The sequence below is a fragment of the Collinsella sp. OM08-14AT genome, assembly GCF_003438115.1.
GTDB lineage: Bacteria > Actinomycetota > Coriobacteriia > Coriobacteriales > Coriobacteriaceae > Collinsella.
Genome location: NZ_QSTE01000020.1, coordinates 1 through 14438, shown reverse-complemented (window position 1 = coordinate 14438; position 14438 = coordinate 1). Strand labels below are relative to the sequence as shown.

At 58.3% G+C, this 14438-nt stretch carries 14 protein-coding genes; 4 read left to right on the top strand and 10 right to left on the bottom strand.

Features of this window, described 5'->3' with window-relative positions; translation table 11 throughout:
* Positions 1–15: 15 nt before the first annotated feature.
* Positions 16–1251 carry a chloride channel protein gene (locus DXC18_RS09390; protein ID WP_117716957.1) on the top strand — a complete coding sequence of 412 codons (1236 nt, stop codon included), beginning with the start codon at positions 16–18 and terminating at the stop codon, positions 1249–1251.
* 206 nt (positions 1252–1457) lie between these two features.
* On the opposite strand, the gene DXC18_RS09385 is transcribed toward DXC18_RS09390, so the two are convergent.
* From DXC18_RS09385 to DXC18_RS09375, 3 genes are all read right to left on the bottom strand, one after another.
* Positions 1458–2036, bottom strand: coding sequence for a methylated-DNA--[protein]-cysteine S-methyltransferase (locus DXC18_RS09385; RefSeq protein ID WP_233509057.1), 579 nt, complete (start codon positions 2034–2036; stop codon positions 1458–1460).
* A 405-nt stretch (positions 2037–2441) separates the two neighbouring features.
* Positions 2442–3467, bottom strand: a complete 1026-nt coding sequence (locus tag DXC18_RS09380; RefSeq protein ID WP_117640200.1) for an aspartate-semialdehyde dehydrogenase — start codon at positions 3465–3467, stop codon at positions 2442–2444.
* A gap of 173 nt (positions 3468–3640) precedes the next feature.
* Entirely contained in the window at positions 3641–5029 is a 1389-nt protein-coding gene (locus DXC18_RS09375) for an aspartate kinase (protein WP_117640197.1), read from the bottom strand.
* A gap of 103 nt (positions 5030–5132) precedes the next feature.
* Here DXC18_RS09375 and thrC point away from each other — a divergent pair, with 103 nt between their 5' ends.
* Entirely contained in the window at positions 5133–6650 is a 1518-nt protein-coding gene (gene thrC / locus DXC18_RS09370; protein ID WP_117640195.1) for a threonine synthase, read from the top strand.
* A 201-nt stretch (positions 6651–6851) separates the two neighbouring features.
* Positions 6852–7733, top strand: coding sequence for a homoserine kinase (thrB, locus tag DXC18_RS09365; protein WP_117563865.1), 882 nt, complete (start codon positions 6852–6854; stop codon positions 7731–7733).
* A gap of 299 nt (positions 7734–8032) precedes the next feature.
* Here thrB and DXC18_RS09360 read toward each other — a convergent pair whose 3' ends face one another.
* Positions 8033–8344, bottom strand: coding sequence for a helix-turn-helix domain-containing protein (locus tag DXC18_RS09360; protein ID WP_233509056.1), 312 nt, complete (start codon positions 8342–8344; stop codon positions 8033–8035).
* A 53-nt stretch (positions 8345–8397) separates the two neighbouring features.
* Between DXC18_RS09360 and DXC18_RS10365 the strand changes: the two genes are divergently transcribed.
* Positions 8398–9411, top strand: a complete 1014-nt coding sequence (locus DXC18_RS10365; RefSeq protein WP_147325176.1) for a hypothetical protein — start codon at positions 8398–8400, stop codon at positions 9409–9411.
* Between the two features lie 238 nt (positions 9412–9649).
* On the opposite strand, the gene DXC18_RS09350 is transcribed toward DXC18_RS10365, so the two are convergent.
* The 6 genes from DXC18_RS09350 to DXC18_RS09325 form a co-directional block, all read right to left on the bottom strand.
* A complete protein-coding gene (locus tag DXC18_RS09350) occupies positions 9650–10348 on the bottom strand; it encodes a helix-turn-helix transcriptional regulator (protein ID WP_233509055.1) in 699 nt (232 codons plus the stop codon).
* Positions 10349–10561: 213 nt separating this feature from the next.
* Complete coding sequence (gene yihA / locus DXC18_RS09345) at positions 10562–11152, bottom strand: ribosome biogenesis GTP-binding protein YihA/YsxC (protein WP_055252447.1); 591 nt, start codon at positions 11150–11152, stop codon at positions 10562–10564.
* A gap of 38 nt (positions 11153–11190) precedes the next feature.
* Positions 11191–11931 (bottom strand): 5'-methylthioadenosine/S-adenosylhomocysteine nucleosidase, encoded by a 741-nt coding sequence (gene mtnN / locus DXC18_RS09340; RefSeq protein ID WP_099432169.1) that lies wholly within the window; start codon positions 11929–11931, stop codon positions 11191–11193.
* A 78-nt stretch (positions 11932–12009) separates the two neighbouring features.
* A complete protein-coding gene (locus DXC18_RS09335) occupies positions 12010–12198 on the bottom strand; it encodes a hypothetical protein (RefSeq protein ID WP_117640187.1) in 189 nt (62 codons plus the stop codon).
* A 31-nt stretch (positions 12199–12229) separates the two neighbouring features.
* A complete protein-coding gene (gene pflA / locus DXC18_RS09330) occupies positions 12230–13048 on the bottom strand; it encodes a pyruvate formate-lyase-activating protein (RefSeq protein WP_117716956.1) in 819 nt (272 codons plus the stop codon).
* 176 nt (positions 13049–13224) lie between these two features.
* Positions 13225–14079, bottom strand: a complete 855-nt coding sequence (locus DXC18_RS09325) for a DegV family protein (RefSeq protein WP_117716955.1) — start codon at positions 14077–14079, stop codon at positions 13225–13227.
* Positions 14080–14438 lie beyond the last annotated feature (359 nt).

The following is a 14438-nucleotide window of genomic DNA, read 5'->3' as shown; positions in this document are numbered from 1 at the left end:
GTGTCGGAAAGCAAAATGTCAGAAAGCAGCGCTTCGAGCAGAATCAAACGCCTGGTCAACACCTATAGCGGTCTCGTGCTCATGGGCGCCGTCGGAATCCCTATCGGCGTTATCGTTGGCGCCATCTGTGCCTTTTTTGGTCGTGTGCTCCTGGCAATCGGCGCCTTCCGCGACGAGCACATCACGCTGCTCCTTCCCTTCCTCGCTCTTATGGGCCTTGCCATCGTGTTTGCCTACCGCACTTGGGGCAAGGGCACCGACCGCGGCATGAGTCTGGTCTTCGACGTGGGCCACGGACGCGAGAAAGCCATCTCCCCGCGTTTGGTGCCGCTCATTATGCTGAGCACGTGGGGGACGCACCTCTTTGGCGGCAGTGCGGGACGCGAGGGCGTGGCCGTGCAGATCGGCGCAACCGTCTCACATTGGATCGGCCGACGCCTGCCTTTCCGAGACCCCGGCAACACGTTTTTGCTTATTGGCATGGCCGCCGGCTTTGCCGGACTCTTTCGAACGCCTCTCGCCGCCACGGTCTTTGCCATCGAAGTACTGGTCGCAGGACGCTTGGAATACCGTGCGTTGCTTCCCGCACTCGCAGCCTCGCTCGCCGCAAGCATGACTTCCGGCGCCTTGGGACTCGAGAAGTTTGAGGTCGCCGTTGTCGCCTCATATGCGCTTGACCTCCCCGGTCTTGAGCGGCTGGCGCTGTTGGGTATCGCGTTTGGTATGGTAGGTGGAGCTTTTGCCTGGTGCCTTGCCCATGCCAAGACCCTTGCAGCGCGGCTGCTCCCCAACCCTTACATGCGCGTTGCCGTTATGGGCCTTGCGCTGTCGGCGATCCTGTTCGCACTGTGGCAGGGGCGATACTGCGGACTTGGCACCAACCTGATATCAGCGGCGCTCAACGGTGAAGGCAAGATCGCCATCATGCCTTGGGACTGGGCGCTCAAATTCGCACTCACCATCGCCACGCTTGCCGCAGGTTATCATGGTGGCGAGGTGACGCCGCTGTTCTCCATCGGGGCCAGTCTGGGTGTCATGCTCGCCGGGATTCTCGGCATGCCCGTCGAGCTCTGCGCCGCGCTGGGTTATGCCGCCGTCTTTGGCAGCGCCACCAACACGCTGCTCGCGCCCATCCTTATTGGCTGCGAGGTCTTTGGCTTTGGCAATCTGCCGATTTTCTTTATTGTCTGCGTCGTGGCTTACCTGTTCAACATGGACAAATCGATCTATGCACTGCAAAAGCGAGCGTAGAAAGATGCTCAAGCAGGTGGTCTCAACCGGAAACGGCGTCCCACTCTGAGGCTGTATTCCGGGACGTGGTTTCCGCTTGGGACGCCATTCGGAAAGCGTGTCCCGCTTTAAAACGGAATTCCGGGACGTGGTTTCCGCCCGGGCCTCCATTCGGAAAGCGCGTCCCATTCTTTCATGGCGTCCTGGCTATGCAAAGTGCCCGAACGTTAGTCCTCGTACGCGCCCTCAAGCCGAAGCAGCCACTCCTTGCGATCAAGCCCGCCGGCATATCCGTTGAGCGATCCGTCGGCCGCGACCACGCGATGGCACGGCACGATTATCGAAATGGGATTACGCGCAACCGCAGCCCCCACCGCACGAGGAGACACGACGGGCGCCTCATTTCCCGGCACACGATGTCGAGCCGCAATACGCTGGGCAATCTCGCCATATGTAGCGACTTCGCCACGTGGGATAGAAAGCAGCTCAAACCAAACCTCGCGCTGGAACGCCGTACCGATCATATGCAACGGCGGCGTAAACCGAGGTTCCTGCCCTGCAAAATAAGCATTCAGCCAAGCCCAGGAACGCTCAAGCACCGAAGAGGCCGCACCATTTACCGGACTCACCGGAGACATCCCACCGGTACCGGAAACCGCGTCAGCGCCTTCAACATGTTCGGAGTCTTCCCGGAGAAGCGTGGAGCCAAAATGCTCCTGTCCCTCAAACCAAAGCCCCGTCAGACCGCGGCCATCAGCGGCAAGCAAGATTTCGCCCAAAGGCGAGGCAAACGTCGTCGTGACCACCAGCGGCTCCTTTCAAAACTTCGCAACATAATACCGCGAATTGTGCAGACAACCTCAATCGACCCCAAAGTCACCCAAGGCAGCAGGCGCGACAGCGCCGCAGCTGCCGGCCGCGCTCCGCAGTCCCCAAAGGCGGCAGGCGCAAAGCGCCGAGGCCGCCGCCGGGACCAGGGCCCGCAACAACCACGTTCCCCCACATCAGCCCAGCGGCCCCAACCAACAACGACCCCATCGCAGGCCACTCGCAGCAGCGTCACCGCAGGCGGGGGCCGGGCTTAGTTTTCAGAACACTCCGCAGACCAGTGTGGCGCCTTGTCCGCGGCTCCGAAGGAGCAGGACAAGGCGCCACACATGGTCGAGGACGTTCTGAAAACTAAGCCCGGCCCCCGCCGGACAGGTCCACCGCTACTCGCAGAGCAGCTTAGCGATCTGGACGGCGTTGGTTGCCGCGCCCTTACGGATTTGGTCGCCGCAGCACCAGAAGGTGATGCCACGCGCGGCCTCGGGGTTCGAGATGTCGCGACGCACACGACCGACCCAGATCAGGTCCTGGTCGGACGTATCCATCGGCATGGGGAAGCGATCGTGCGCATCCTCGGCGCTCATGTCGTCAACCAGCTTGACGCCGGGAGCGGCAGCCAGCGCAGCACGAGCCTCCTCAACCGTGATGTCACGCTCGAACTCGAGCGTAATGCTCTCGGAGTGCGAGCGCAGCACGGGCACGCGCACGCAGGTGCAGTTCACGCGCAGCTCGGGCAGATGCATAATCTTGCGACCCTCGTTTTGCAGCTTCATCTCCTCGGAGGTAAAGCCCTCCTCCTTGACGCCGCCAATCTGCGGAATCAGGTTGCTCGCGAGCTGGGCGGCAAATGCGCGCGGCTCGGGAATCTCCTCGCCACGGCCCAGGGCGGCCAGCTGAGCCTCGAGCTCGGCCATGCCGGGAGCGCCGGCACCCGAAGCAGCCTGATACGTCGAGACGATCATGCGCTTCACGCCGGCGAGCTGATGCAGCGGCCAGGTGGGAACCAGGCCGATGATGGTCGCGCAGTTGGGGTTGGCGATAAGGCCGTGATGCCACTTGATGTCGTCGGCATTGATCTCAGGCACAACCAGCGGCACTTCGGGATCCATGCGGAAGGCGTGACTGTTGTCGACCACGACGGCGCCGCGCTTGACGGCCTCGGGCAGCAGCTCCTTGGCGATATCGTCGCCGGCAGCGCCGAGCACGATGTCGCAGCCCTCAAAGGCCTCGGGGCAAGCTTCCTCGATCACGATCTGCTCGCCGCGGAACTCAACGGTCTTGCCCGCAGAGCGCGCGCTCGCCAGCAGCTTGAGCTTACCGACCGGAAACTCCTGCTCGTTGAGGCACTCGAGCATCTGGGTGCCCACAGCTCCCGTCGCGCCCAAAATAGCAACCGTGTACTGTTTCATGCTTCCCCCTTTAAAGGTTATGGCTTTTGCCCGCACGCCAAGCAGGCCGATTATTGTTGCCAGTGTATACAAGAACGGGGCGGGCACGAAATCCGCCCCGTCGAAACGAAACCGAAACGAAACGCCCCGCCGTAGATTTTTGAGACATGACCCAAAAATCCACCGAGCAGTCGCTACTTTTTGAGCGCGGCCTGGATGGGATCGGCCGGCGCGGGAGCCTCCAGGTCGGAGACCTTCACAATGCCGTTTTCATCGGAGAAGGCACGGTAAATGGTCTGGATCGCCAGATCGAAGTCCTTCTCCTCCACGCCGATGATGATGTTGATCTCGTCGCAGCTCTGCGAAATCATACGCACGCTCACGCCCGCCTGGCCAAGCATGCCAAACAGGTGGCCAGAGATGCCGGCGCGACCGCGCAGGTTGCGGCCAACGGTAGCGATAAGCGCCAGGCCCTCGACAACCTCGATCTCGAGCGGCTCGACCTCCTGCTGAATGTCGCCCACGAGCGAGTACAGCGAATCGTGCACGTCCTGCTCCTGCACCACGGCGCCAAAGCGGTCGACACCGGTGGGCATGTGCTCGACGGAGACGTCATAGCGCTCGAAGACCGAAAGCGCGCGGCGCATAAAGCCGACACGGGGCTTGGTGCGGTCGCGGGCCACGTTGATGGCGACAAAGCCGCGCTTGCCGGTCACGCCGGTAATGATGGGCTCCGCCTCGCCCTCGTCGGCCGTCTCGCTAATGATGGTGCCGGGGTCCTGCGGCGCGTTGGTGTTCTTGATGACTAGCGGAATACCGGCCTCGCGCACGGGGAACACGGCCTCCTCGTGCAGGACGCTTGCACCCATGTACGAAAGCTCGCGCAGCTCCTCGTAGGTAACGCGCGCAATGGGCTGAGCCTCGGGTACGATGCGCGGGTCGGCAGAGTAGAAGCCCGAGACGTCGGTCCAGTTCTCGTAAAGGTCGGCGCCCAGGCACTTAGCCAGAATCGAGCCGGAAATATCGCCGCCACCACGGTCGAGCAGCTTGATCTGGCCCTCACGCGTCGCGCCGTAGAAACCGGGCATGACAAAGCCACCCTGCTGACCGTACTCCTGCACCAGCTCGGAGGTGCGGTTCATGCTGAGCGTACCGTCGTGATGGAACGCAACGACCGTCGCGGCGTCCAGGAACGGCAGGCCCAGGTACTCGGCCATCAGGCGAGCGGTGAAGCACTCGCCACGGCTCACGAGCTCCTCGGTGGAGTAGCCACCCGAGCGGGCACGCTCGGCAAAGGCCGCGAACTCCTCGCGGATGGGATAGGTGAGCTCCAGCTCGTCAGCGATATCAAAATAGCGCTGCCCAATGTCCTCGAGCAGCTCCTCGCACGACACGTGGTACTTAACGTGCGCGTTAACCAGGTAGAGCAGGTCGGTCACCTTGGTGTCGCCCTTAAAGCGGCGACCGCAGGCAGAAACCACCACAAAACGGCGGGCCGGGTCGGCATCGACGATGGCCTTGATCTTCTTAAAGTGTTCGGCGTCGGCGACCGACGAGCCGCCAAACTTGGCAATTTTTATCATGGCGTGGAGGTTACCTTTCTAAAAGCCTCTGCAAACCTGTTTTGCGCGCTCTGATACCATGGGTTCACCGATTGGGACCAAGGCATCCGAGGAGCAGTGTTATATGGGAACTTATCATAGTACACGAGGACGCACTTTATCGTGCTCAAGTAAGGTGGCAATCCGTACCGGCATCGCTCCCGACGGGGGTTTGTTTGTCTCGGACGAGCTCGGCACCCAGCAGGTCGATATCAGCTCGCTTGCAGATAAATCGTACTTTGAAATCGCTCAAGATGTGTTGGGAATGTTACTGAATGATTACACAGCCGAAGAAATTTCGGCCTGTGTGAATGAGGCATACCGCGGCACGTTCGCGAGCGAAGAGGTTACGCCGCTCGTCAAACTCGATACAGCGCCGGGCACCGACGTCCCTCAAACCTATGTGATGGAGCTCTTTGGTGGCCCCACGAGCGCCTTTAAGGACGTCGCCCTGCAGATGCTCCCCCGCCTCATGGCCCGCACCTCCGCCAAGGACGGCGGCGCCGAGCGCATCATGATCGTCACCGCCACGTCGGGCGACACCGGCAAGGCCGCACTCGCCGGTTTTGCCGACGCTCCAGGTACGGGCATCACCGTCTTTTATCCCGAGGGCAAGGTCAGCCGCGTGCAGAACCTGCAGATGTCCACGCAGGAGGGCGACAACGTCGCCGTCTGCGGTATCCGCGGCAACTTTGACGACGCCCAGAGCGCCGTCAAGCGCATCTTTGCCGATAAGGAGCTTGCCGAGCGCCTGGAGGGCGCTGGCACGGTGCTTTCGAGCGCCAACTCCATCAATGTCGGCCGTCTGGTACCGCAGGTCGTCTACTACTTTGCCGCCTATGCGCAGCTGTTGCGCGCCGACGCTATCGAGGCTGGCGACGCCGTAGAGTTCTGTGTACCGACCGGTAACTTTGGCGATATCCTGGCCGGCTACTATGCCAAGCGCATGGGTCTGCCCGTCGCCAAGCTCATCGTCGCGAGCGACAAGAACAACGTGCTTGCCGACTTCCTGACCACCGGCGTCTACGACCGCAACCGTCCGTTCTTCACGACCATCTCGCCGTCGATGGACATCCTCATCAGCTCCAACCTGGAGCGCATGCTCTACTTCCTGTCCGACGGCGACTGCGAGCTTGTTGCCGACCTTATGGAGCAGCTGGCACAGACTGGTCGCTACGAAGTTCCCGCCAACCTGCTGGCAAAGATTCAGAGCGTCTTTGGCTGCGGCTGGGCCAGCGAGGACGAGGTCCGCGCTGCCATCAAGAGCTGCTGGGACGCAAACGGCTACGTGATCGACCCGCACACCGCCTGCGGCTATCACGTCTTTGAAAAAGTCACCCCCGCCGAGGGCGCCAAGGCCCGCGTGCTGCTTTCGACCGCCAGCCCCTACAAGTTCCCGCGCGCCTGCTGCGATGCCCTGGGCCTCGACGTGCCCGAGGACGACTTTGAGGCTATGCGTGTGCTCGAGCAGGCCACCAACACGGTCGCCCCGGCACAGCTCGCCGAGCTCGAGTCCAAGCCCGTCCGCTTCGAAGACGTCTGCGACGTCGATGAGATGGACAGTTACGTCGAGTCTGCAGCAAAACGAATGAGCACCAACTAAACCCCTTATTAAGCGCCGGCGAAAGCCGGCGCACCTTCTTTTATCAGAAATCCACCGGGATGATGACGAGCTGACATGCGGGTCTGCCTGTTTAGTTCGTCGCGAGTTCCGCACGAGCCGGAAAGCACTTAATGTGCTTTCCGAGCGAGCCAGGACTGCCCGAGCAGCGAACTAAACAGGCAGACCGCCCAGGAGATTCCCATGATCAAGATCACCGTCCCAGCAACAAGCGCCAACTTGGGCATCGGCTACGACACCCTCGGCATGGCCGTCAGCCTTTACTCGCACTTTACCTTCGAGCGCGCCGACAAGCTCACCATCACGGGCTGCCCCGAGGAGTTCCAAAACGAGAATAACCTGGTCTATGTGAGCTTTGTCGATGCTCTGGCCGCCTGGGGCGAGCCGGCCTTCCCCGTCGCTATCGACATCCAGACCGACGTGCCCGTCGCCCGCGGCCTGGGTTCCAGCTCCACCTGCGTCGTCGCGGGCATCATGGCAGCCGCCGCGCTGACGGGCCACACCGTCGACCGCGCCGAGCTCGTCCGCATCGCCACCGAGGTCGAGGGACATCCCGACAACGTCGCCCCCGCCATCCTTGGCGGCGCCGTCTGCTCCTTTACACCGACCGATTCGCTCCCCCAATGCCTGCGCTACGAGGTGAGCGATCGCTTGCGTTTTATTACCGTGATTCCGCCCTACGAGGTACATACGAGCGAGGCGCGCAAGGTCGTGCCGCAGGAGATTCCGCTCTCCACCGCCGTGTGGCAGATGGGCCGCATCGCCGGCATGACGCGCGGTCTCGAGACCGGCGATCTGGACCTGATTGCCGCCGCCAATGACGACCGCATCCAAGAGCCGTATCGCCGTCGCCTGATTCCCGACTACAACGCTGTGCGCGACACCTGCCTTAACGGCGGCGCCAAGACCATCTGGATCAGTGGCTCCGGCTCGACCCTCATGGCCGTGACTGACGACACCATCGTAGCCAAGTTCCTGCAGGTCAAGCTGCGTGAGCAGTTCCCCAAGTGTGAGACGCATATTCTGACGTGCGACACCGAGGGCGCTCAAATCGAGTACCTGTAGACATCGCCGATCGGTCTATCCGGGCCACCCAGGGGCATCCCCTTAAAAACGTCCTCGCACTTGAGGCCCGCTTATCCTGCTCCTTCGGAGCTGCGGATAAGCGGGCCTCGTGCTGCGGAATGTTTTTAAGGGGATGCCCCTGGGTGCCCTACGACAACGTTGCTTGCGATGTCTACAGGAACCCACGCTTTGAAGGGGCGCCGGGCTGATATTTATACTCTTGCTGTTGGAGGTTAACCCATGACATCTTTGTTAGCCCCCTAGCACTGATTTAATTACCGACCGATGCGCGGCGCAATCTATTTATCTCCGCCACTCAAATCCTCCTCAAGTCTTTGCACAAGAACTCCGACGGTAATTCCAAGCGCTTCCGCATAGGCGAACTGCTCATAAACCCTAAGACTGCGCTCTCCGGTCTCGACTTTCGAGATGAAGGACTGAGGTACCCTCAGTTTCCTTGCGAGTTCAACCTGAGTGATACCTTGCTCCCGACGAATTTGGGAGAGGCATTTTCCGCATGTCCTATTAGCATCAACGTTCATGCCGCTTACGCTATATTCCATTTTGATATATCCCAAACTGGGATATAGTTGTGTCACCAGCTGTTTCACTTACCGCAATTGTTTGCATCGCATATTTAAGCGAGAGAGGAGACTCGATAAACATGGATAACGAGATGAAAGAACCCAACGATGAGCAAATGCGCAGCGCATCTGACGAACAGAAGCCGAATAATGAAGGGAAGCAGTTTGCTGATGGCGCTGACGACACTCCTTCTCCTGAAGATCGACCATCAAATGAAGATGGCGTCGTTTGCGAAAAAGAAGAGAACGACTCACTTATAACGAAAGCCATTCATAAAGTCGGTGGTAAAAAACGCGCGGCCATCGCAGCTGCTGCAGTAGTTGCTGTCGTCTTCTGTTTGCCTATGCTGTTTCCCCAATTGTTTTGCACGCACAAGCTATGGACCAATGCAACCTGTACAAGCCCTCGAACATGTAATAGTTGCGGCAAAACCGAGGGGAAACCGCTCGGGCACGAATGGGAAGAAGCAACATGCACGGCTCCGAAAACCTGTCAACGTTGTGGCAAAACCGAAGGGAAGCCCCTTGGGCATCAGCCAGGTTCGTGGACTACCGAAATCGACTACGTAGACGCCACCTCGAAGGAAATACGAGAATGCGGGAGATGCGGAGAGGTCGTTGACACCCGTAACGAAAAAGAAATCACGTCTTTTCTTGGCGACGGAATGTTTTCTATTTCCCCTAAAGACTTTATTGAGCGACTTAACGAAGAATTCTCCGATCTGCCTAATTGCAGCAGCATGAAAGCGGATTATAAACTAGACGACACCGGCACACGACTCGAGCTCCAGATTAAAAACGGCTCAAAGCTTGCAGGCGTGGGAGGTTTCTTTTCGGACTCGTGCAACCAAATCCTATTTAGCTATCTTGGATCCGAAAACTGCTTTAAGAATATAGTCATGTATTTCGAAAGTTCAGACTATGCCGCGGCAACGGCATTAGCAACCATACAAGCGATTGATCCAACACTTTCGTTTTCAGATGCCAAGCAAGTCGGCGCTGCTTGCGTAGATGAACCAATCGTCAAAAATGGAATTACGTACGCAATCGCAGCCTCGAATGGAGAGTACTGGTTGAGCGCCCGAATCGAATAATTGGCCTTGATCATCAAATACGGGTGCTTCCCGTCGCAAGCTATTAAAGCTTAACTCCCGTTAGCGTCATCGATTAAGAAATGCCCCGCCGAGCACTCTTGCTTATCGGGGCATTTTTATACATAAGCGAACTTGTGAATACCTACAAGACCCACATGCCCTATCAACCATCTAGCTTCGCTGTATGAAATGCGCTTTGACAGGCTTTCATCTGCGCAATCGTTGTTCAATACCCGCTTTACACGGCGCTGGTTTCTTTGTATTCGAAGACTGGTTCTAGGAGGTCTTCGATGTTGCAGTGGAGGGCTTTTGCTATGGTTCTTACGCTTGTTACCGAAGCTTCATTGATGTTTCTCTGGCGCTGTTCGTACATTTGGATTGAGCGGAGTGACACACCCGATTCGTATGCCAGATCTTGTTGGGTTTTCTTGAGCCTCTTTCTTGCTAACGCAAGTTTGGTTTGCCTGGACGCTTTTTTCGCCATATCGCAGACGAGGCGAGCCACGCGTTCCTCCGAGGCTTCGTGCCAGGGGTAGTACAGACTGCGTAGCACATCGAATGGAACGACATGCAGCAAATCTTCGAAAGACTCTCCTAGGCGCCACTGAAGGTATGCCAATATCCAGCCTGTCCAATATTCCGGTGTCTTTTCGAATCGGTAGGTTCGATTTGGCATCGGCCTTGATTGATAGCCGGACCTTTCGGCAATGAGCGCGAACAGCTCAACGCCCGATTTTCCCGACACTACCCATGCGTTGCCGCGTTCGAACTCGCGGGCTACGCCGCTCAGACAAAAGAGTTCAGCAACTTCCGATCCTTCTGCCCCATAATCGTTAACGGCATAGTCAAAGCAGTCGCCGAGGTTGTTCATTGCATCCTCAAGGTAGTAGACGGGGTATGTCCTACTCGGCCCACAATCCGTTAACTCTTGGATCATTTAAATCAACCCTCCCTGCCATCAAATCCCTAATGTCGACACCTTCGGAATCGAATCCATTCACAGTGTCCAAGTACTTGCGCCGCGCGTTCTGCTCTCACTCGAAACGCCTGGGATAATACTCGGAACCAATTGACATCACCCCAGTGATAGTTTACCAATAACTATCACTGGGGTGATATAGATGAGAGCTTTTGAGGGGCTGCAGCCCGATTAGAGGCAGGCCTCGGCGATGCGGCGCTTGAGTTCATCGATACCGGTGCCAGTCTGGGAGCTTGTGATGATTACGTTTTCGGCCGGGACGTTGAGCTGCTTTTTGATGGCTGCTGCCTGGCGGGCCTGCTGGGTGCGGCTGAGCTTGTCGGCTTTGGTGAGGCAGACGATAAAGTTGAACTCGTTGCCCTGCAGGTAGTCGATCATGTCATGATCGAGCTTGCTGGGGTCGTGACGAATGTCAACCAGCGATACGACCAGGTTAAAGCTGCGCTCGGAGTCAAAGAAGTCGCCAATAAGCTCGGCCCAGCGGTCGCGCTCGGCCTTGGAGCGACGAGCGAAACCGTAACCCGGCAGGTCCACGAAATGCACGTCGTCGGCCTCAAAGAAGTTGATGTTGCTCGTCTTGCCCGGCGTACTGGAAACCTTGACCAGGTTCTTGCGGCCAAAGAGCTTGTTCATAATCGACGACTTGCCCACGTTGGAGCGGCCGACAAAGCTCACCTCGGGGCAGGTGGACTCGGGAATCTGCGAAACCTTGCCGTAGCTGGCGACGAACTTGGCAAGCTGGTAGTTAATGGAATCGGCCATGGACACTCCTTGGTCGTAGGTTCTTACAAAAGAGCGCGCTATTGCGCGGCGGCAATGCGGCGGACGATATCGAGCGTGATGTTACTTGCGACACGCGCGTACTCGAACAGATCGAACTCTCGGTCGCAAATTGCATCGTACGCCTCGTCACAATTATCGCTGATAGCGCGCAACACCAGGCAATCGACACCATTTTTGGTTGCGACATGGGCAATCGCCGCGCCCTCCATGCCGACACAATCGGCATGCGTCGCTTCGATAGCGTCGTTGCGCATGGCGGCGCCCGTCACAAAGCGGTTACCCGTGGCAATCGTGCCGACCAGGAACTGTTTGGTGCCCTCGTTCGAAGCAACTGCATTTGTCGAAGCGTCAACAAACCCACGCTCAGCAAGCACGTCGACGGCAATATCGACCAGCGCGGGCGTCGAGCCAAACTCCTCGAGCCCCGGTGCGGACTCGGCGATAAGCGCGGTATCGGTATCCAGATAGCGTAGGCGTTTGCCAATGACCACGTCGTCGATATGGAGCTTGGGGTTCAAACCGCCCGCAATGCCCGAAAACACAACAGCCTGCGGAGCATACTTGCTAATGAGGTGCTGTGTTGCAGCAGCGGCGTTCACCGTGCCCATGCCCGCCGTTGTGGCGACAACTGTCAGACCGTCGAGCTCACCGCTCACAACGGTCAAGCCTGCCTCCCGCGCCTCGCAAACGTCGCTCAGCTCTTCCTTAATCTGCATGATCTCTTTTTCGAGCGCACCGATAATCGCGATGGTAGCCATACCATTCCCCAAACCTATACGAAATTCTCAACCACGGTATGGTACCAGCATTTTGTTTGACCTCGCCAAACGAACACGCTAAGCCAGTGCAGCTCGCGTATCAAACAGCGCCTTTGCAATCGCGGCCGTAACCTCGCTCGAGCGGTCGCTCCACGGCATCGATGTCATGACGCTCATGGCATAGCTATGGCCGTCGACTTCGATCAGTCCGGCATCGCATGTCGAATAGTAACCATCCTCGCTAATCCAGCCCGCCTTGTTGCGCATCTTAAAGGGTAGTCAATTTGGGACGGGCTTGTTAGCCGATGGCCGACCTGAGCTCCGCACGGCGCTTTTTCATGCCGGCCATGACGGCGTTGCGCAGCTCGGGCATGCGCGCGGTATCCATCTGGGGCACGCCCTCGAGCTTATAGGGAATACCCAGTTGCTCGTACTTGACGACACCCATCGTGTGATACGGCAGCATTTCCAGGCCCACCACGTTGTGCCATGGAGCGATCAGGCGACCGAGCTTCTCGCATTCCTCCGCCGTGTCGGTGATACCCGGCACCACCACATGGCGAATAACAACCTTAATCTTGCGATGGGCAAGCTCATCGCCAAACGCCAGGATGCGCGCAGGATCGCAACCGGTCAGCTTTTTATGCTCAACCGGATCGGCATGCTTGATGTCGAGCAGCACCATATCGGTCTCGTTGAGAACAGCATCGAACTTCTCCGGATGCTTGGGATCAAATGCATAGCCACAGCTATCTAGGCAGGTATGCACACGGCCATCGGGATTGTTGTGCATTGCACGGAACAGGTCGGCCAAAAACTCGGGCTGCAGGAGCGGTTCGCCACCCGAAACGGTAATGCCGCCACTACGGTAGAACTCATGGTTGCTCTGGAACTCGTCCATGAGATGCTCGACAGTCACCATCGTGCCGCCGTTAACAGACCAGGTATCGGGATTGTGGCAATACGCGCAGCGCATGGGACAGCCCTGAACAAACACCACAAAGCGGATGCCGGGTCCGTCGACCGTTCCCATCGTCTCGATCGAATGCACGCGACCCAGGGCATACGCAGAGTCCTCGGGACGAGCGTCCACACCCTCAAGCGTCATTTCTGCCATTCGCGCTACCTTGCCTCTCCTTGGATGCAACCAATTAAAATGCCAGAGCCATTCTAGCCCATGCGTTTGCGTTTAAACGTCTCGGACTAGAACGGCACGTTTTAATCTATCCCCCATCACCATGGCTGGGGGGGCTACGTCGAGATGTCAGGCTGGAGAACGCTCGCCTGCGGCCTTTACGCCTTAAGCGTGAGCACCGCGCCGAAGGCGGTCGGGCCGCAATGGCTCGAGATGACGCCGCCAACCTGCGTCCAGGTAACGTCCTCAAAGCCCAGGTCGTGCGCATAGACTTCCATGTCGTCGCGCAGCTCCTGGGAAAGGCCCACCGAATACGCCAAGCCAATGTGCGAGTAATCAATATCGCCCTTGGCAACCATGTGGTCAATAAAGGCACGGGCGCATTTGAGCATAGAGCCGCGGAGCTTCTTGGTCGCCACGAATTTGCCACCCGTTACCTCAATGCAGGGCTTAATCTTGAGCAGATGGGCGCCAAGAAACGCGACGTTGGACAAGCGACCACCCGCCTTAAGGAAGGCAAGGTCCGTAGGAACAAAGCCCAGCAGCACGCGGTCCATCACCGAATTGGTAAAGGCGAAAATCTCGTCGACGGTGGCATCCGGATGGGCTTCGATATACTTGGCGGTCTCAACGGCGACAAGCGACTGGCCCACCGACACAAAGCGCGTATCCATGGAGAAGACGTAATCGCGGCCCTTTGCCGCAATCTTCGACGACTGATGCGAGCAGGTCGTAACCTCGGAATACGCAAGATGCAAAATGGTCGCGTCGGGCTGCTCGGCGTGAATGCGGTCGTACACATGCGCAAAATCCGCCGGCGAGCAACCGCTGGTCTTGGGCATCACGCCAAACTCGTTGCAGCGCGAGTAAATCTCAAGCGGGTCGATCGATCCGTCTTCGACGGTCTCGTCACCAATCGTGACATGCATGGGCACGCGCACGATGCCATAGCGCTCGCAGAGCTCCGGCGTCACATCCGAACCAGACTCAACCACGATTACGTACTTGCCCATTATCATCACAACCCATCTCGACGTTGGCTTTTGAATATGTGACGCACGTCCGCCGTCCTGCTGCAGAACGGCCTCCAAGCGCCAAAGAGACGCCGCCCCTTGCACACAACAAAGGACAGCGTCTCCCTGGAAAACTCCGTGCTTATCTGAGATTCTACACGGTTTATTAAGGAGTGTTACTTATTCCGCAAACGGTAGCTATACGCGATAAACGGTAGCAAGCAAGAATCCAGAACGCTCAACCCATTAGGAGAGTTCCGCCTAAAGGGTGACTACACAGGACCCCGCCGGGGCTGTTTGGGCTACCTCCCAAAATATTCCGCAGGACGCAAGAAGCCCTCGCCGCACGAAGTGCGCAG

Excerpts from the sequence above, each read along its gene's own strand:
- DXC18_RS09390 (WP_117716957.1), top strand. The coding sequence starts at position 16 with ATGTCAGAAAGCAGCGCTTCGAGCAGAATCAAACGCCTGGTCAACACC.
- DXC18_RS09380 (WP_117640200.1), bottom strand. The coding sequence starts at position 3,467 with ATGAAACAGTACACGGTTGCTATTTTGGGCGCGACGGGAGCTGTGGGC.
- DXC18_RS09375 (WP_117640197.1), bottom strand. The coding sequence starts at position 5,029 with ATGATAAAAATTGCCAAGTTTGGCGGCTCGTCGGTCGCCGACGCCGAA.
- thrC (WP_117640195.1), top strand. The coding sequence starts at position 5,133 with ATGGGAACTTATCATAGTACACGAGGACGCACTTTATCGTGCTCAAGT.
- thrB (WP_117563865.1), top strand. The coding sequence starts at position 6,852 with ATGATCAAGATCACCGTCCCAGCAACAAGCGCCAACTTGGGCATCGGC.
- DXC18_RS10365 (WP_147325176.1), top strand. The coding sequence starts at position 8,398 with ATGGATAACGAGATGAAAGAACCCAACGATGAGCAAATGCGCAGCGCA.
- DXC18_RS09350 (WP_233509055.1), bottom strand. The coding sequence starts at position 10,348 with ATGATCCAAGAGTTAACGGATTGTGGGCCGAGTAGGACATACCCCGTC.
- yihA (WP_055252447.1), bottom strand. The coding sequence starts at position 11,152 with ATGGCCGATTCCATTAACTACCAGCTTGCCAAGTTCGTCGCCAGCTAC.
- mtnN (WP_099432169.1), bottom strand. The coding sequence starts at position 11,931 with ATGGCTACCATCGCGATTATCGGTGCGCTCGAAAAAGAGATCATGCAG.
- DXC18_RS09335 (WP_117640187.1), bottom strand. The coding sequence starts at position 12,198 with ATGCGCAACAAGGCGGGCTGGATTAGCGAGGATGGTTACTATTCGACA.
- pflA (WP_117716956.1), bottom strand. The coding sequence starts at position 13,048 with ATGGCAGAAATGACGCTTGAGGGTGTGGACGCTCGTCCCGAGGACTCT.
- DXC18_RS09325 (WP_117716955.1), bottom strand. The coding sequence starts at position 14,079 with ATGGGCAAGTACGTAATCGTGGTTGAGTCTGGTTCGGATGTGACGCCG.